Below are 17,428 nucleotides of genomic sequence, written 5' to 3'. Positions count from 1 at the left end.
TCAAGCATCGCGAAACAACCAAGGCTGGCTGGCCCGGTGCTTGGCTTCGAAGGTGGCAATGGCATCGCTGTCCTGCAGGGTCAGGCCGATGTCGTCCAGGCCATTGAGCAGGCAGTGCTTGCGAAATGCGTCGATCTCGAAGTTCAGCACCTTGCCGTCCGGGCGAGTCACGGTCTGTGCCTGCAGGTCGATGGTCAACTGATAACCCGGGTCGGCTTCGACCTGCTTGAACAGCTCATCGACTTCTTCATCGCTGAGGATGATCGGCAACAGACCGTTCTTGAAGCTGTTATTGAAGAAGATATCGGCATAGCTCGGCGCAATGATGCTGCGAAAGCCGTATTCCTCGAGGGCCCACGGGGCGTGTTCACGGCTGGAACCACAGCCGAAGTTCTCACGGGCCAGCAACACGCTGGCACCCTGGTAACGGTCGTGGTTCAAGACGAACTCAGGATTCTTGGGACGCTTGCTGTTGTCCTGGTACGGCTGGCCGACATCCAGGTAGCGCCACTCGTCGAACAGGTTGGGGCCAAAGCCGGTGCGCTTGATCGACTTCAAGAACTGCTTGGGGATGATCTGGTCGGTGTCGACGTTGGCACGATCCAATGGCGCGACAAGGCCGGTGTGCTGGGTAAAGGCTTTCATGCTGCGCTCCCTTGGATCAACTCACGTACATCGACAAAACGACCGGTTACAGCGGCGGCGGCGGCCATGGCCGGGCTCACCAGGTGGGTACGACCGCCAGCACCCTGGCGACCTTCGAAGTTGCGGTTGGAGGTCGAGGCACAATGCTCGCCACTCTCCAGGCGGTCCGGGTTCATCGCCAGGCACATGGAGCAACCAGGCTCACGCCATTCGAATCCGGCTTCCAGGAAGATCTTGTCCAGGCCTTCCTTCTCGGCCTGGGCTTTGACCAGGCCCGAGCCCGGCACCACGATGGCCTGCTTGATGGTCGAAGCCACCTTGCGGCCCTTGGCGATTACAGCGGCAGCACGCAAGTCTTCGATACGCGAGTTGGTGCACGAGCCGATGAACACCCGGTCCAGCTGGATGTCGGTGATCGCCTGGTTGGCGCTCAAGCCCATGTACTTCAAGGCCCGCTCGATGGAACCGCGCTTGACCAGGTCGGCCTCGGCAGCCGGGTCCGGCACGCACTGGTCGACCGCCAGTACCATTTCAGGCGAGGTGCCCCAGCTGACCTGTGGCTTGATCTGCGCAGCATCGAGCTCGACCACGGTGTCGAACACGGCGTCGGCGTCGGAAACCAGGTCTTTCCAGGCTTCGACTGCTTGTGCCCACTGCTCGCCTTTGGGCGCATATGGACGACCCTTGACGTATTCCACGGTCTTCTCGTCGGTGGCCACCAGGCCTACCCGCGCACCGGCTTCGATGGCCATGTTGCAGATGGTCATGCGGCCTTCGACGGACAAGTCGCGAATGGCGCTGCCGGCGAACTCGATGGCATGGCCATTGCCGCCAGCGGTGCCGATCTTGCCAATCACGGCCAGGACGATGTCCTTGGCAGTGACGCCGAACGGCAACTGGCCCTGGACGCTCACCAACATGTTCTTCATTTTTTTGGCCACCAGGCACTGGGTGGCGAGCACGTGCTCGACCTCGGAAGTACCGATGCCATGGGCCAGCGCCCCGAAGGCGCCGTGGGTGGAGGTGTGCGAGTCGCCGCAGACCACGGTCATGCCCGGCAAGGTTGCACCCTGCTCCGGGCCAATGACGTGGACGATGCCCTGGCGCACGTCGTTCATCTTGAATTCGGTAATGCCGTACTCGTCGCAGTTTTCGTCGAGGGTCTGGACCTGCAGACGCGACACCTGGTCGACGATGGCCTCGATACCGCCCTTGCGCTCAGGCGTGGTCGGCACGTTGTGATCGGGTGTGGCGATGTTGGCATCGATGCGCCAGGGCTTGCGATTGGCCAGGCGCAGGCCTTCGAAGGCTTGCGGCGACGTCACTTCGTGAATGATGTGACGATCGATATAGATCAGCGCCGAACCATCGTCGCGCTGCTTGACCAAATGCGAATCCCAGAGCTTGTCGTAGAGCGTTTTGCCGGCCATCAGACTGTTCCTCATCAGCGTCTTTCTATGCCAATAACCCCTTGGCTTGTACGGACGATGCTATGACGGTAGATTGAATAACTCAAATTCATAATTTTTATGCTTTGGATAACCCAAAGGAATACACAAGCCGTGGACCTCGCCAACCTCAATGCCTTTATCGCCGTGGCTGAAACCGGCAGCTTTTCCGGGGCCGGCGAACGCCTGCACCTGACCCAACCCGCTATCAGCAAACGCATCGCCGGGCTCGAGCAACAACTGGACCTGCGCCTGTTCGATCGCCTTGGGCGAGAGGTCAACCTCACTGAAGCCGGTCGTGCTCTGCTGCCACGTGCCTACCAGATCATCAACGTACTGGATGATACCCGCCGCGCCCTTACCAACCTCACCGGTGAAGTGGCAGGCCGCCTGACCCTTGCCACCAGTCACCACATCGGCCTGCACCGGTTGCCCCCGGTGCTGCGGGCGTTCACCCGCCAGTACCCGGCGGTGGCACTGGATATACAGTTTCTGGATTCGGAGGCCGCCTACGACGAGATTCTCCATGGCCGCGCAGAAATTGCCGTCATCACCTTGGCGCCCGAACCGCACCCACTGGTCAAGGCGGTTCCAGTCTGGGACGACCTGCTGGATTTCGTCGCCGCCCCAGAACACCCGCTGGCGCGCAATGGCTCAGTGAGCCTTGCCGATGTCGCCCACCATCCGGCGGTGTTCCCAGGTGGCAACACTTTTACACACCATATTGTCCAGCGGCTGTTCGAAGCCCAGGGCCTGACGCCGAACATCGCCATGAGCACCAACTATCTGGAAACCATCAAGATGATGGTTTCCATCGGCCTGGCGTGGAGTGTGCTACCACGTACTATGCTCGATGAGCAGGTTGCGCCTATCGCTTTGCCGGGCATACAGCTATCCCGCCAGCTAGGCTACATTCTGCATACCGAGCGAACGCTATCGAATGCCGCCAAAGCCTTCATGGCCCTGCTCGACAGCCACGCACGGCACTCCTGAGCCATTGAGGTAAAACCCGGTAGGCCCTTCAAGGACGCGTCACCTGCCAAAGGTCTGGTACCGATGCCCAAATCAGCAAACCGCTTTCCGCGCCTGCCACGCATCCATGCGGTGGATCCCCAGGCGTCGGAGCAGACCTGGGAGAACGCCCCGCAATTGCTGGCGGCGCTCAATGGCGCGCATCTGGGCGCCTGGTTCTGGGACATAGAAACCGGTCAGATCAGTTGGTCACGCGGCACCCAGGCGCTGTTCGGCTTCGACCCGGATCAACCGCTGCCCAACGACCTGGATTACCTCGAGCTGCTGCCTGCCGAAGACCGCGCCCGCACCCTGCAGGCCTTTCATGCAGTGATCAATGGCGAGCCGGTGGAGCAAGCCCTGCGCCATCGCATCCGCTGGCCAGACGGCAGCCTGCACTGGCTGGAAATCAACGGCAGCCTGAGCAAGGACAAACTGGGGCGCCCGCAGATGATTGGCGTCATCCGTGAAATCACCCGCCAACGAGATCGGGAAACCGCGCTGATCAATTCGGAAAAGCGCTTCGCCACGCTGTTTCACCTGAGTCCCAACGTGGTGCTCCTCACCCGCCGCTCCGACGGCCTGATCCACGAGGTCAACCAGCACTTCGAACAGATCCTCGGCTGGCCCGGCCACCAGGTCATCAACAAGACCACCATCGAGCTGGGCCTGTGGGCCAACCCGCAACAACGCAATGCCGTGCTGGAGGCCACCCGGGGCAACAGTGGCCCGGTGACGATGGAGGTACAGTTCCGCGCCAGCAGCGGCAAGATCCACGACGGCATCCTCAGCACCCAGAACATCGAACTCGAAGGCACGGTCTGCCTGCTCAGCACCTTCGTCGACACCAGCGAACGCAAGCGCGCCGAGCAAGCCCTCAAGGACAGCCAGGAACGCCTGGACCTGGCCCTGGATTCAGCCCAGCTGGGCACCTGGGACTGGCATATCCCCAGCGGCATGCTCTATGGATCGGCTCGCGCCGCCGAGCTGCATGGCCTTGAACCGGTGCCCTTCCACGAGTCCTTCGATGCCTTCTTCGAGGGCGTGCCGGAGCTGGAGCGCAGCACCATGCGCCAAGCCTACCGCAGCCTGCGTGAAGGCCCGGCCGGCAACTACCAGATCACCTACCATATACAGCTGGAAAACGGCACTTCGCGCTACATCGAAAGCCGCGCCCGGCTGTATCGCGACGAACACGGCAAACCGCTGCGCATGGCCGGCACCCTGCTGGACATCACCGACCAGGTCGAACGCGAGCAACGCCTGACCAGCTCGGAAGAAAAGTTCGCCAGCCTGTTCCAGGCCAGTCCCGACCCGATCTGCGTCACCCGCCAGGACAGCGGCCGCTTCATCGAGATCAATCCTGCCTTCACCCAGATTTTCGGCTGGACCGCCGACCAGGTCATCGGTCATACCGCCGAGGAAATCGGCTTGTGGGCCGAATCCGCCGAACGTGCCCGGCGCATCGAGCAGGTGATTCGCGACCAGGCCTTGAACAATGTCGCGGTGGTGGTCAATCACCAGGAAGGCCAGCCGCTGACCTGCGTGATCTCCAGTCGCCTGATCACGGTCGACGACCACCCCTGCAGCGTTACCACCCTGCGCGACATCACCCAGCAGCAACGGGCCGAGGCCGCGCTCAAGGCCAGCGAAGAGAAATTCGCCAAGGCATTCCACTCAAGTCCCGACGCCATTACCATCACCGAGCTCGAAAGCGGTCGCTACCTGGAGGTCAACGACGGATTCTGTCGTCTGACCGGCTACAGCTCGGCCGAAGTGGTCGGCCGCACCGTGTATGAAATCGGAATCTGGGCCGATGACAAGCAACGCACCGCCCTGATCAATGAATTGCAGGACAGGGGCCGGGTACACCACCGCGAAATGCTCGGACGCAACAAGCGTGGCGAGATCCTGACGGTCGAGGTGTCGATCGAGCCGCTCACCCTCAACGAAACCGAATGCCTGCTGCTCACCGCCCGCGATGTCAGCCAGCTGAAAAATGCCCAGGCCCAGATTCGCCACCTGGCCTATCACGACCCGCTCACCAACCTGCCGAACCGTGCCCTGCTGATGGACCGCCTCAGCCAGCAGATCGCCTTGCTCAAGCGCCATAATCTGCGCGGCGCCCTGCTGTTCCTGGACCTGGATCACTTCAAGCATATCAACGACTCGCTGGGCCACCCGGTGGGCGACACGGTACTCAAGATCATCACCGCGCGCCTGGAAGCCAGCGTGCGCCTGGAAGACACCGTTGCGCGCCTGGGTGGCGATGAATTCGTGGTGCTGCTCAGCGGCCTGGAAGGCAGCCGTGACGAGGTGACGGAAAAGGTCCGCGAGCTGGCCGACACCCTACGCGAGCTGCTGGCCGAACCGATGTCGCTGGACGGCCAGCGCTTGCAGGTAACCCCCAGCATCGGTGTGGCGCTGATTCCCGACCACGGCTCGACGCCGGCCGACCTGCTCAAGCGCGCCGACATCGCCCTGTACCGGGCCAAGGACTCCGGCCGCAACACCACCCAACTGTTCCATACCACCATGCAAAAGGCCGCCAGCGAGCGCCTGCGCATGGAAAGCGACCTGCGCCTGGCCCTGGCCCGCGGCGAACTTGCCCTGCACTTCCAGCCACAGGTCGATGCCCGCGACAACCGCATCGTCGGCGCCGAAGTGCTGTTGCGCTGGCACCACCCGCAGTTGGGCCAGCAGCCTCCGGCACAGTTCATCCAGGTACTGGAAGAAAGCGGCCTGATTCTCGAAGTGGGCAGCTGGATACTGGAAGAAGCGTGCGATGCCTGCGCCGGTATGCTGCGAGACCACTTGATCGACCCGGACGACTTCAGCCTGTGCGTGAACATCAGTCCACGGCAGTTTCGCCAGAACGATTTTGTCGAGCGTGTGTTGCGCAGCCTCGATGACTTCCGCCTGCCGTACAAGATGCTCAAGCTGGAAATCACCGAAGGGATCGTCATCCAGAACCTGGAAGACACCATCAGCAAAATGCGCGAGCTCAAGCGCTATGGCGTGAGCTTTGCCATGGATGATTTTGGCACCGGGTATTCATCGCTGACCTACCTCAAGCGTCTGCCGGTGGATGCGCTGAAGATCGACCAGTCGTTTGTACGCGATGCGCCACTGGACCCGAACGACGCGGAGATTGTACGAGCCATCGTCGCCATGGCGCGAAGCCTTGATCTGGCAGTGATTGCCGAGGGTGTGGAGTTGTCGGAACAGCTGGAGTTCCTGGAGCGGCTGGGGTGCTTCCTGTACCAGGGCTATTTGCACAGCCGGCCGTTGCCGCTGATCGAGTTTCGCCGCATGCTGCTGGAGGCACCAGCCTTGTAGGAGCGGGTTTGCCCCGCGATTGCGATCCCGCAGGCAAATGGCATTCGCGGGGCAAGCCCGCTCCTACAGCAACGAAAAAGGGCACCCGAAGGTGCCCTTTTTTACATTACCGCACTCAGTTCAGCGCAGGCTTGCTATCCCCATTGATCGGGATGCGTTTTGCCTTGGCCTCTTCCGGAACGATGCGCAGCAGGTCGATGCTGAGCAAGCCGTTGGCCAGGCCGGCGGCCTTGACCTCGATGTGGTCGGCCAGGCGGAAGGACAACTTGAAGGCCCGCTGGGCAATGCCCTGATGCAGGTAGGTGACGCTTTCACCGTTGTTGTCACGCTTGCCACCGGTAACGGTCAAGACGCCTTTTTCCACTTGCAGATCCAGGTCTTGCTCCTGGAAACCGGCTGCAGCAACAACGATTCGATAGTGGTCTTCGCCATGTTTTTCAACGTTGTAGGGAGGGTAGCTGCTACCCGCCTCGTTACGCGCCGCAGATTCGAACAGGTCGTTGAAACGGTCGAAACCTACGGAATGACGGAACAGTGGAGCCAGAGAAAAAGCAGTAGTCATGGTGCATCTCCTGAAAATCAGCGAGGTTGTTAGTCACGCGACCCGACTTCGGCATCGCGTACTCCCTAGATAAGGACCCTCGCTTTTTTTTCAAGCGACCCTGCAAAAAATTTTTCAGGCCGCCTCGCTGACCGGCATGCCGATCAGTTGCCCGACGCGATCGCAGTCGGTTTCCCGGCGCAGCTCGGTGAACAACGCGACCGCCTCCGGGTAGGTACGGGTCAGCATTGCCACCCATTGTTTCAAGCGCCCCGGCGCCTGCCGAGGGGTCAATTGCGCGCAGGCCTGGCCCCAGAAGTCGTGGATCAACGGCAACAGGCTCTGCCAGTCCATCGGCACGAATTCGACACCGTCGCGCACCGCAGCAATCTGCCGGGCGAGGTCCGGGCGCGATACCAGCCCGCGACCGAGCATGATGTCTTCGACACCGCTGACTTCGCGGCAGCGCCGCCAGTCGTCCAGGGTCCAGACTTCACCGTTGGCATAGACCGGCACCTTGACCACGTCCTGCACCCGCGCCACCCACTCCCAATGCGCTGGCGGCTTGTAGCCATCGACCTTGGTCCGTGCATGCACCACCAGTTGCTCGGCACCGCCTTCGGCCAGGGCCAGGGCACAGTCCAGCGCGCCATCCGGGCTGTCGAAGCCCAGGCGCATCTTGGCGGTGACAGGAATATGCGCAGGCACTGCTCGGCGCACTTCACGCAAGATCGCATGAAGCAACTCGGGCTCCTTGAGCAGCACCGCGCCACCACGGGACTTGTTCACTGTCTTGGCCGGGCAGCCGAAGTTCAGGTCGATCACCGGCGCGCCCAGCTCACAGGCAAGCACCGCGTTCTCTGCCAGGCACACAGGGTCAGAACCCAGAAGCTGCACACGCAAGGGCACCCCGGCCAGGGTCTGCGCACCATGGCGCAGCTCTGGCGCCAGCTTGTCGAAGGTGGCTGCCGGCAACAGCCGGTCGCAGACGCGAATGAACTCGGTGACACACCAGTCGATACCACCCACCTGAGTGAGTACGTCACGAAGGATGTTGTCGACCAGCCCCTCCATCGGGGCCAGGGCAATTTGCATGGAATGCATCTCGGGTGAAAAAGGCCGGCAGTCTAGCAAAATCCGCTACCTACAGTGCCCCGGTCATCAGCGCCTGGCCGTAGCCGTCGATGAATTCGCCAGGCATGCGCTTGGGCCGCCCTGTGGATAACTCGATACAGACGAACGTTGTCTGCGCACGCAGCAAGGTGGTGCCATCACTGGGTCGCACCAGCTGAAAGCGCCGGGTCATTTTCAGGCGCTGGTCCCAATCGACGATCCAGGTTGCCAGCTGCAGTTCGTCGTCTTCATAGGCAGCGGCCAGGTAGTCGATTTCGTGGCGGACGACGGCCATGGCCCGGTCCAGCCGGCGGTACTCGGCCAGGTCCAGCCCCAGGCGCTGGGAGTGGCGCCAGGCACAGCGCTCGAGCCAGGTGACATAGACCGCATTATTGGCGTGGCCGAGGCCGTCGATATCGTCGGCACCGACACGCAGGTCGATGGTGAACGGTGTAGCCAGATCCCAACTCATGCCCGCTCCAGGTCTGTGATGAACGGGCAGAGTGTAACGGATGCTCAGGCAGATTGCCGGGCGGGCACAGGTTGGCGCGCCAGCAGCGACATGACGCCCTCGATCAATTGCGGATCGGAGAGTACACGCTGGTGCCCACCCTGGGGCAGCAACAGCAAGCGGCTGTCGAACCATGCGTCGTGGATTGCACGAGCCTCAGTGGACGGCACCAGGCTGTCGTCCTCGGCATGCGCGATCAACGCCGGGATTTCCAGCTGGTAGCCGCTCACGTTCAGGCGCGAGACTTGAATCCCGACATCCCGCTCGATCTGGCGAACGAAGGCTGCGCGCGCCCGCGCCGGCATCCCCAGGCGATTGGCAAAGCCACGCAATACCCCCATCAACTGCGCAGGCGCGGAGATGCTCACCGCCCGTTCAGCGCGCAACCCCCACTGCAAGGCGAGCATGACACTGGCACCACCCATGGAATGGCCGATTACGGCTTTGAGCGGAGGCAGTTCGGCAGCCGCCTCCAGCAGCGCCCGGGCAAACAGCACGACATTTGCCTGGTGGCCCGGAGAATGACCATGCGCCGGCCCCTCCAGCGACACGGCGGTGTAGCCCGATTTCACCAGGGTATCGATCAGGTGCGCGAACTGGGTGGGCCGCCCTTCCCAACCGTGCATCAGCAACACCGTAGGCCCCTTGCCCCAGCGCAGCGCCGACAATCCGAAGCGCAAAGTGATGCGCTCCGCACGCGCCAGCAACGGCAGCTCCCACTCGCGTGGGGGCAGGTTGCGCGGGGTCATGAAGGCGCGACGCATCTTGCTTGCTACATGCTCCGGCGCCAGCCGTCCGAGGGTGCCGTTGACGCTACGAATCCAGGTCAAGGTGTTCATCGCTTCGCTCCGGTGGTCTCGTGGGTTCAGACAACCGCCGACTTGGCGGCACGCAGGATACGATCAGACAACTGGTCAGTGCCCAGGGCCCGCGCCAGGGCCAAGCCACCAACCATCAGGGCCAGGTCGGCCAACACCTTGTCGGCCTCTTCCGGGCTGTCGGCAAGATTGGCCATCATCAATTCGAGATGTTCTGCCAGCACCTTGCGAAACGCCTCTGGCAGGCGGGATATCTCGCCCAGGGAGTTGGGCAGCGGGCAGGCACGTTCGGTGGCGTCACGATGCTTGCGCGACAGATAGAAGGCTGCTACCAGGGCGCGACGCTCTTCGCCGCTCATGTTCGGATCGACCTCGGCAAGCAGTGCCCGGCGCTCATTGAGCAACTGGCTGAACGCTTCGAGCATCAGGGCATCCTTGCTGTCGAAGTGTGCATAGAAGCCACCCACGGTCAGCCCGGCCGCGCCCATGACTTCATTGACGCTGGGATCGGCAGGACCATGCTGGATCAATGCACTGCAGGCAGCCTCGAGGATCCGTTCGCGGGTTTTCGCCTTCTTGTCGTTCATGACTTGCCTCCAAATATTATGGATAGAATATTATTCTCATAATATTTTTATGCAAGCACTATCCCCTGCCGTTTGTCGTGCGGGGATGCAGGGGAGGAAGGGAAACTTTTCTCGAGACAAAAACAAAAGGCTCATTCAATAATCGAATGAGCCTTGAAATCCCACAAAGTGGGTAAAATGGCGTCCCCTAGGGGACTCGAACCCCTGTTACCGCCGTGAAAGGGCGGTGTCCTAGGCCACTAGACGAAGGGGACTTGTAACCTTCGTACAGATCCGTTTTCACGAATCCTGGCAAAATTGGTGGAGCTAAGCGGGATCGAACCGCTGACCTCCTGCATGCCATGCAGGCGCTCTCCCAGCTGAGCTATAGCCCCAGGTTTCTAGCCTCGCGGCCCAGCGATCTCTTTCGATATCGCTTGTGTGAAACTGGCGTCCCCTAGGGGACTCGAACCCCTGTTACCGCCGTGAAAGGGCGGTGTCCTAGGCCACTAGACGAAGGGGACGAACCTTCTTACCTTAACAACCCGGCTGCTGTAACCCGGTTGATTTCGCAGTCAGTGTAGCTGACTACGAATCGGAATTTGGTGGAGCTAAGCGGGATCGAACCGCTGACCTCCTGCATGCCATGCAGGCGCTCTCCCAGCTGAGCTATAGCCCCACTATGTCGCTTTGAACCGAATCGCTTGGCTGGGTGCTTCGCGTTTCGTTTTCGTTCATCGCTGTGGACGGGGCGCATATTAAGATCGGATTGCAGACCTGTCAAATATATTTTCAACAAAATCCAAAAAAAATTTCCGAGATAACAAACACTTACCGACCTGGCGGGTAGAACACCCCGATTTTACGGGGTTTTGCAGACCGCGGGGCCCGCCCGCTCCTACGGTAGGAGTGGGCGGGCCCCGCGATGTTTCTACCGGAAATTCAATCAGGCAATGGTGCCCAACAGCTTTTCCCACTCTTTGTTTTCTTTCTTCGACACGCCACCGAGCAGGTCCAGGGCCTGGCGCAGGCGGTAGCGGGTCAGGTCGGGACCGAGGATCTCCATGGCGTCCAGTACCGATACGGAGCTGGCCTGGCCACTGATCGCGGCGAACATCAGCGGCATTGCATCCCGCAGTTTCAGCTCCAACGCTTCGACCACGGCCTGAATGCACCCGGTGATGCGGTCCTTCTCCCACTGGCGCAGGCTTTCAAGCTTCCAAAGGATCAGTTGCATGACCTGGCGTACCTGGTCAGCCGACAGCTTCTTGTGCTCGAACAGCTTGGCATCGAGCTTGAGGGCACCCTCGAAGAAGAAACCACCCAGCGGCGCGATCTGGCTGAAGGTCTCTACCCTGCCCTGCACGTGCGGTGCGATCTTCATCATGTAGTCGCTGTTGAATGCCCACTTCTGCACACGGGCGGCAAATTCTTCCACCGGCAGGTCACGCAGCCACTGGCCGTTGAGCCACGACAACTTCTCGATATCGAAGATCGGCCCGCCCAGAGAGACACGCGACAGGTCGAAGTGCTCGACCATTTCGGCCAGGGAGAACTTTTCGCGCTCGTCCGGCATCGACCAGCCCATGCGGCCCAGGTAGTTGAGCATGGCTTCGGGCATGAAGCCCATGCGCTCGTAGAAGGTCACCGAGGTCGGGTTCTTGCGCTTGGACAGCTTGCTCTTGTCCGGGTTACGCAGCAGCGGCATGTAGCACAGGACCGGTTGTTCCCAGCCGAAGTACTCGTACAGCTTGATCAGCTTGGGCGCCGACGGCAGCCATTCCTCGCCCCGCAGTACGTGGGTGATGCCCATCAGGTGGTCATCGACGACGTTGGCCAGGAAGTAGGTCGGCAGGCCATCGGTCTTCATCAGGACCTGCATGTCCATGCGATCCCATGGGATCTCGACATCGCCACGCAGCATGTCCGGTACCACGCACACACCTTCGCTCGGCACCTTCATGCGGATCACATGCGGCTCGCCAGCGGCTAGGCGACGCTGCACTTCTTCAGGCGACAGCAGCAAGGCGCGGCCGTCGTAGCGCGGGGTTTCGCCGCGGGCCATCTGCTCGGCGCGCATCTGGTCCAGCTCTTCGGCGGTGCAGAAGCACGGGAAGGCATGGCCGGCATCGACCAGTTGCTGGGCGTACTGCTTGTAGATGTCGCCCCGCTCGCTCTGCCGGTACGGGCCGTGCGGGCCTCCGACATCCGGACCTTCGCTCCATTCGATGCCCAGCCAGCGCAGGGCGTCGAAGATCTGCTGTTCAGACTCGCGGGTCGAACGCAACTGGTCGGTATCTTCGATACGCAGGATGAACTCGCCGCCGTGCTGCTTGGCAAAGCAGTAGTTGAACAGGGCGATGTAAGCGGTGCCGACGTGGGGATCGCCAGTAGGCGAAGGCGCGATACGCGTGCGAACGGTGGTCATGGACAGTCTCGAACTAGAGATGAAACAAAGGCTGGATGTTAACAGGGAGCGGGCATCGGGCTCCAGCAATGGGCGCGATCGGCACTTGTGGTCGTGGATCCAAACACGGTTAAATTTGCTTACATTTTTGGAACGATCGTCTCATGCCTGCCCAACTCAAGCGTCGCCTGCTGGTTTTTCTCACCCTTGTCCTGTTGATTGCCCTCGCCTTCCTCGCCCACTGGTACCTCAAGGGACGCTTCTACGAAAGCACCGACAACGCCTATGTACAGGGCGAAATCACCCGGGTCTCCAGTCAGCTTGGCGCGCGCATCGATGAAGTGCTGGTACAGGACAACCAGCATGTAGCCAAGGGTGACCTGTTGGTGCGCCTGGAGCCGGACGACTTTCGCCTGGCCGTGGAGCGCGCCCGGGCAACCCTCGACACCCGCGAAGCCGAACGCCTGCAAGCCGAGAGCCGCCTGACCCAGCAAGCCAGCCTGATTGCCGCCGGCCAGGCCCAGGTCGCCGCCAACCAGGCCACCCTGGGCCGTGCCGAACTGGACCTCAACCGTGCCCAGGCGCTGCGCAAGCCGGGTTACGTCTCCGAGGAGCGCGTAACTACCCTGTCGGCGGAAAACCACGTCGCCCGCTCCCAGGTGAGCAAGGCCCAGGCCGATCTGCAAGGCCAGCGCCAGCAGGTCAATGCCCTGACCGCCGAGATCAAGCGCCTGGACGCCCAGATCGTCAATGCCCGAACCGAGCTGGCCCAGGCCGAACTGAACCTGACCCGCAGCGAAATCCATGCCCCGATCAGCGGCATGATCGGCCAGCGGGCCGCCCGCAACGGCCAAGTGGTACAGGCCGGTGCCTATCTGCTGTCCATCGTTCCGGACCAGGACATCTGGATCCAGGCCAACTTCAAGGAAACTCAGATCGGTCATATGCAGCCCGGACAACTCGCCCAACTGGTATTCGACAGCTATCCCGACACCCCGATCCAGGGCCGGGTCGACAGTCTGTTCGCCGCCTCCGGCGCCCAGTTCAGCCTACTGCCACCGGACAACGCCACCGGCAACTTCACCAAGGTGGTGCAGCGCATTCCGGTGAAGCTCACCTTCGATGTCGACAACCCGTTGCAAGGCAGGATTCGCCCCGGCATGTCGGTTACCGCGACCGTGGATATCCGAGACAACGCCGACAATGGCCGGTGATCAACTGATCCGTCCCGTCGGCGAACCCAGCCGACGCGACTGGATCGCAGTGATGAGCGTAATGCTCGGCGCCTTCATGGCGGTACTGGACATCCAGATCACCAACTCCTCGCTCAAGGATATCCAGGGCGCCCTGTCGGCGACCCTGGAGGAAGGCTCGTGGATCTCCACCTCTTATCTGGTGGCGGAGATCATCATGATTCCGCTCACGGCCTGGCTGGTGCAGCTGTTGTCGGCCAGACGCCTGGCAGTCTGGGTGTCGCTGGGGTTTCTGGTGTCTTCACTGCTGTGCTCCATGGCCTGGAACCTGGAGAGCATGATCATTTTTCGCGCCATGCAGGGCTTTACCGGCGGCGCACTGATCCCGCTGGCGTTCACCCTGACCTTGATCAAGCTCCCCGAGCACCATCGCGCAAAGGGCATGGCCATGTTCGCCATGACCGCTACCTTCGCGCCCTCCATCGGCCCTACCCTCGGCGGCTGGCTCACCGAGAACTGGGGCTGGGAATACATCTTCTACATCAACATTCCCCCGGGTCTCTTGATGATCGCCGGCCTGATGTACGGCCTGGAAAAGAAAGAAGCCCACTGGGAACTGCTGAAAAGTACCGATTACGCCGGCATCGTCACCCTGGGCGTCGGTCTGGGGTGCCTGCAGGTATTTCTGGAGGAAGGCCACCGCAAGGACTGGCTGGAGTCGAGCCTGATCGTCGGGCTTGGCAGCATCGCCCTGCTGAGCCTGATCACCTTCGTGATCCTACAGTTCTCCAAGCCCAATCCGCTGATCAACCTGCGCATCCTCGGCAACCGCAACTTCGGTTTGTCGAGCATCGCCAGCCTGGGAATGGGGGTTGGCTTATACGGTTCGATCTACCTGCTGCCGCTGTACCTGGCGCAGATCCAGAACTACAACGCCCTGCAGATCGGCGAAGTCATCATGTGGATGGGTATTCCCCAGCTGTTCCTGATTCCGCTGGTGCCACAGCTGATGAAAGTCATCTCGCCGAAAATCCTCTGCACCCTGGGTTTTGGCCTGTTTGGCCTGGCCAGCTTCAGTTCTGGCGTGCTCAACCCGGACTTTGCCGGCGAACAGTTCAACCAGATCCAGATCATCCGGGCGCTGGGCCAACCGATGATCATGGTGACCATCTCGCTGATTGCCACCGCCTACATCCAGCCGCAGGACGCAGGTTCGGCATCGAGCCTGTTCAACATCCTGCGTAACCTGGGCGGGGCGATCGGGATTGCACTGCTGGCGACCCTGCTGGATGCGCGCACCAAGGTGTACTTCGAATACCTGCGTGAAGCCCTGGTACCGAACAACCCGCAGGTAGCCGAGCGCCTGGCGCAGCTGTCCGAGAGGCTGGGGAGCGATGCTGCGGCGCTAGGCAAGCTAAGCGAGATTACCCACCAGCAGGCGATGATCATGGCCTATAACGACGCCTTCCATTTTGTGGGCATCGGGCTGGCAATCAGCATGGTGGCGGTACTGATGACGCGCAAATTGCCGCAAGGATTGAAGGCCGGGGAAGCCCACTAAATTCCAATGCAGGAGCGGGCTTGCCCTGCTCAAGCGGTGATCAGGCGCTCGCGCAGTGCCGTGATCTCGTCGCGCAACTGCGCCGCCGCCTCGAACTCCAGGTCTCGAGCCAGCTGGTACATCTTCTCTTCCAGCAGCTTGATGCGCTTGGCAATTTCGCCCGGCGAACGCAGCTCGGCTTCGTAGCGCGCGCTTTCTTCGGCAGCCTTGGCCATGCCCTTGCGCTTCTTGCTACGCGAGCCGGGCACGTTGGCCCCCTCCATGATGTCGGTGATGTCCTTGACCACGCCCTTGGGGACGATGCCATTGGCTTCGTTGAAGGCAATCTGCTTGTCACGACGCCGCTCGGTTTCACCGATGGCTCGCTGCATCGAGCCGGTCATGTTGTCGGCATAGAGGATCGCGCGGCCGTTGAGGTTACGGGCCGCACGACCGATGGTCTGGATCAGCGAGCGCTCGGAACGCAGGAAGCCCTCTTTGTCGGCATCGAGGATCGCCACCAGCGACACCTCCGGCATGTCCAGGCCCTCACGCAACAGGTTGATCCCCACCAACACATCAAAGGTGCCCAGGCGCAGGTCGCGAATGATCTCGACCCGCTCCACCGTGTCGATGTCCGAGTGCAGGTAGCGCACCCGCACATCGTGGTCGGCAAGGTAGTCGGTGAGGTCTTCGGCCATGCGCTTGGTCAGGGTGGTCACCAGCACTCGCTCCTCCACGGCGACCCGCTTGCGGATCTCCGAGAGCAAGTCATCGACCTGGGTGATGGCCGGGCGTACTTCCACCTGCGGGTCGACCAGACCGGTCGGGCGCACCACCTGCTCGACTACCCTGCCAGCGTGTTCAGCCTCGTACGCCCCCGGGGTCGCGGAGACGAATATGGTCTGCGGGCTGACCGCCTCCCATTCGTCAAAGCGCATCGGCCGGTTGTCCAGCGCCGATGGCAGGCGGAAGCCGTATTCGACAAGGGTTTCCTTGCGCGAGCGGTCGCCCTTGTACATCGCGCCGACCTGCGGAACGCTGACGTGGGACTCGTCGATCACCAGCAAGGCATCAGGCGGCAGGTAGTCGTAGAGGGTCGGCGGCGGTGCCCCGGCCGGACGACCGGAGAGGTAGCGCGAGTAGTTCTCGATGCCGTTGCAGTAGCCGAGTTCGAGAATCATCTCCAGGTCAAAACGGGTACGTTGCTCCAGGCGCTGGGCTTCGACCAGCTTGTTGGCCTTGTGCAGGTATTCCAGGCGCTGCTGCAGTTCTTCCTTGATGCCTTCCATTGCCTCCAGCAAGGTCTCACGCGGAGTCACGTAGTGGCTCTTGGGGTAGAAGGTGAAGCGCGGCAGCTTGCGGATCACCTCGCCGGTCAGCGGGTCGAAGGCGGCAATGTTCTCCACCTCATCGTCGAACAACTCGATGCGGATGGCCTCGAGGTCCGATTCGGCCGGAAAGATGTCGATCACATCCCCGCGCACGCGGAAGGTGGCGCGGGCAAAATCCATTTCGTTGCGGGTGTATTGCAGATCGGCCAGGCGACGCAACAAGGCACGCTGGTCGAGCTTGTCGCCGCGATCCACGTGCAGGACCATCTTCAGGTAGGTTTCCGGGCTACCCAGGCCGTAGATGCACGACACCGTGGTGACGATGATCGCATCGCGCCGCTCGAGCAGCGCCTTAGTCGCCGACAGGCGCATCTGCTCGATGTGGTCGTTGATCGAGGCATCCTTCTCGATGAAGGTATCGGAGGACGGCACGTAGGCTTCGGGCTGGTAGTAGTCGTAGTAGGAAACGAAATACTCCACGGCGTTATTGGGGAAAAACGCCTTGAATTCACCGTAGAGCTGCGCCGCGAGCGTCTTGTTCGGCGCCAGCACCAGGGTCGGGCGCTGCACCTGGGCGATAACGTTGGCAATGCTGAACGTCTTGCCCGAGCCGGTTACCCCGAGCAGGGTCTGGTGCGCCAGCCCCGCCTCGATGCCTTCGACCATTTGGCGAATGGCTTCCGGCTGATCGCCGGCCGGTTGGAAACGGGTGACGAGCTGAAACTCGGACATGACGGACCTCTGTTTTATCGCGGCTGCAGGCAACTGTATCTATAGACAGTAGTTATACCGAATTAATGGCGCACAGCGCCAGTTTCAACTCAGTGTTGGGGGCAATTGCTGTTTTGGACGACTCAAATCGACTAACGGTCGAAAAATATTCGGCGAAACAGCAGGAAAAGCTGCGCTGGACTGTCGCCGTGACCGACGGGTATCACTATACTGACTCCCCGTTTGTGCAC

The 17,428-nt window shown here is 61.4% G+C and carries 13 protein-coding genes and 4 tRNA genes; 4 read left to right on the top strand and 13 right to left on the bottom strand.

Translation table 11 applies throughout. The features are described from left to right. Both leuD and leuC read right to left on the bottom strand, forming a co-directional pair. Window positions 1-645: a 3-isopropylmalate dehydratase small subunit gene (leuD, locus tag NPS58_RS01255; RefSeq protein WP_274112916.1), complete on the bottom strand. Its 645-nt coding sequence runs from the start codon at window positions 643-645 to the stop codon at window positions 1-3. Further along, window positions 642-2,075, bottom strand: a complete 1,434-nt coding sequence (gene leuC, locus NPS58_RS01250; protein WP_274112914.1) for a 3-isopropylmalate dehydratase large subunit — start codon at window positions 2,073-2,075, stop codon at window positions 642-644. Before leuC ends, leuD begins: the two co-directional genes overlap by 4 nt. Window positions 2,076-2,207: 132 nt before the next feature. Between leuC and NPS58_RS01245 the strand changes: the two genes are divergently transcribed. Together NPS58_RS01245 and NPS58_RS01240 are read left to right on the top strand one after the other, a co-directional pair. Continuing rightward, a complete protein-coding gene (locus tag NPS58_RS01245) occupies window positions 2,208-3,086 on the top strand; it encodes a LysR family transcriptional regulator (protein WP_274112912.1) in 879 nt (292 codons plus the stop codon). 63 nt (window positions 3,087-3,149) lie between these two features. Continuing rightward, window positions 3,150-6,443 (top strand): sensor domain-containing protein, encoded by a 3,294-nt coding sequence (locus tag NPS58_RS01240; protein WP_274112910.1) that lies wholly within the window; start codon window positions 3,150-3,152, stop codon window positions 6,441-6,443. Between the two features lie 115 nt (window positions 6,444-6,558). Here NPS58_RS01240 and NPS58_RS01235 read toward each other — a convergent pair whose 3' ends face one another. The 10 genes from NPS58_RS01235 to gltX form a co-directional block, all read right to left on the bottom strand. Further along, entirely contained in the window at window positions 6,559-7,005 is a 447-nt protein-coding gene (locus NPS58_RS01235; RefSeq protein WP_274112908.1) for an Hsp20 family protein, read from the bottom strand. Window positions 7,006-7,119: 114 nt separating this feature from the next. Beyond that, entirely contained in the window at window positions 7,120-8,079 is a 960-nt protein-coding gene (locus NPS58_RS01230; RefSeq protein WP_274112906.1) for a tRNA dihydrouridine synthase, read from the bottom strand. Window positions 8,080-8,128: 49 nt separating this feature from the next. Continuing rightward, the gene (locus NPS58_RS01225; RefSeq protein WP_274112905.1) at window positions 8,129-8,569 is read right to left on the bottom strand and encodes an acyl-CoA thioesterase; all 441 of its coding nucleotides are present in this window, start codon (window positions 8,567-8,569) and stop codon (window positions 8,129-8,131) included. Window positions 8,570-8,613: 44 nt separating this feature from the next. Next, window positions 8,614-9,447, bottom strand: coding sequence for an alpha/beta fold hydrolase (locus tag NPS58_RS01220; protein WP_274112903.1), 834 nt, complete (start codon window positions 9,445-9,447; stop codon window positions 8,614-8,616). A 26-nt stretch (window positions 9,448-9,473) separates the two neighbouring features. Further along, window positions 9,474-10,013 carry a TetR/AcrR family transcriptional regulator gene (locus NPS58_RS01215; RefSeq protein ID WP_274112901.1) on the bottom strand — a complete coding sequence of 180 codons (540 nt, stop codon included), beginning with the start codon at window positions 10,011-10,013 and terminating at the stop codon, window positions 9,474-9,476. A 178-nt stretch (window positions 10,014-10,191) separates the two neighbouring features. Further along, window positions 10,192-10,267, bottom strand: a tRNA-Glu gene (locus tag NPS58_RS01210). Window positions 10,268-10,311: 44 nt separating this feature from the next. Continuing rightward, window positions 10,312-10,387: transfer RNA gene (locus NPS58_RS01205), tRNA-Ala, on the bottom strand. Window positions 10,388-10,440: 53 nt separating this feature from the next. After that, window positions 10,441-10,516: transfer RNA gene (locus NPS58_RS01200), tRNA-Glu, on the bottom strand. A gap of 79 nt (window positions 10,517-10,595) precedes the next feature. Continuing rightward, a tRNA-Ala gene (locus tag NPS58_RS01195) sits at window positions 10,596-10,671 on the bottom strand. Between the two features lie 267 nt (window positions 10,672-10,938). Beyond that, the gene (gene gltX / locus NPS58_RS01190) at window positions 10,939-12,420 is read right to left on the bottom strand and encodes a glutamate--tRNA ligase (protein ID WP_028943796.1); all 1,482 of its coding nucleotides are present in this window, start codon (window positions 12,418-12,420) and stop codon (window positions 10,939-10,941) included. Window positions 12,421-12,563: 143 nt separating this feature from the next. Here gltX and NPS58_RS01185 point away from each other — a divergent pair, with 143 nt between their 5' ends. Together NPS58_RS01185 and NPS58_RS01180 are read left to right on the top strand one after the other, a co-directional pair. After that, complete coding sequence (locus NPS58_RS01185; RefSeq protein ID WP_274112898.1) at window positions 12,564-13,613, top strand: HlyD family secretion protein; 1,050 nt, start codon at window positions 12,564-12,566, stop codon at window positions 13,611-13,613. Between the two features lie 49 nt (window positions 13,614-13,662). Beyond that, the gene (locus tag NPS58_RS01180; protein ID WP_274115332.1) at window positions 13,663-15,153 is read left to right on the top strand and encodes an MDR family MFS transporter; all 1,491 of its coding nucleotides are present in this window, start codon (window positions 13,663-13,665) and stop codon (window positions 15,151-15,153) included. 29 nt (window positions 15,154-15,182) lie between these two features. Here the strand turns inward: NPS58_RS01180 and uvrB are convergent, their stop codons facing one another. Further along, window positions 15,183-17,198, bottom strand: a complete 2,016-nt coding sequence (gene uvrB, locus NPS58_RS01175) for an excinuclease ABC subunit UvrB (RefSeq protein ID WP_274112897.1) — start codon at window positions 17,196-17,198, stop codon at window positions 15,183-15,185. Window positions 17,199-17,428 lie beyond the last annotated feature (230 nt).

Source organism: Pseudomonas putida (assembly GCF_028682455.1).
Classification (GTDB): Bacteria; Pseudomonadota; Gammaproteobacteria; order Pseudomonadales; family Pseudomonadaceae; genus Aquipseudomonas; species Aquipseudomonas putida_AA.
The sequence above is the reverse complement of the archived record's forward strand: the minus strand, read 5'-3'. Positions and strand labels throughout refer to the sequence as shown.

Bases quoted from the DNA above. Each gene is read 5' to 3' on its own strand.
- leuD (WP_274112916.1), bottom strand. From the start codon at position 645: ATGAAAGCCTTTACCCAGCACACCGGCCTTGTCGCGCCATTGGATCGT.
- leuC (WP_274112914.1), bottom strand. From the start codon at position 2,075: ATGGCCGGCAAAACGCTCTACGACAAGCTCTGGGATTCGCATTTGGTC.
- NPS58_RS01240 (WP_274112910.1), top strand. From the start codon at position 3,150: ATGCCCAAATCAGCAAACCGCTTTCCGCGCCTGCCACGCATCCATGCG.
- NPS58_RS01235 (WP_274112908.1), bottom strand. From the start codon at position 7,005: ATGACTACTGCTTTTTCTCTGGCTCCACTGTTCCGTCATTCCGTAGGT.
- NPS58_RS01230 (WP_274112906.1), bottom strand. From the start codon at position 8,079: ATGCAAATTGCCCTGGCCCCGATGGAGGGGCTGGTCGACAACATCCTT.
- NPS58_RS01225 (WP_274112905.1), bottom strand. From the start codon at position 8,569: ATGAGTTGGGATCTGGCTACACCGTTCACCATCGACCTGCGTGTCGGT.
- NPS58_RS01220 (WP_274112903.1), bottom strand. From the start codon at position 9,447: ATGAACACCTTGACCTGGATTCGTAGCGTCAACGGCACCCTCGGACGG.
- NPS58_RS01215 (WP_274112901.1), bottom strand. From the start codon at position 10,013: ATGAACGACAAGAAGGCGAAAACCCGCGAACGGATCCTCGAGGCTGCC.
- gltX (WP_028943796.1), bottom strand. From the start codon at position 12,420: ATGACCACCGTTCGCACGCGTATCGCGCCTTCGCCTACTGGCGATCCC.
- NPS58_RS01185 (WP_274112898.1), top strand. From the start codon at position 12,564: ATGCCTGCCCAACTCAAGCGTCGCCTGCTGGTTTTTCTCACCCTTGTC.
- uvrB (WP_274112897.1), bottom strand. From the start codon at position 17,198: ATGTCCGAGTTTCAGCTCGTCACCCGTTTCCAACCGGCCGGCGATCAG.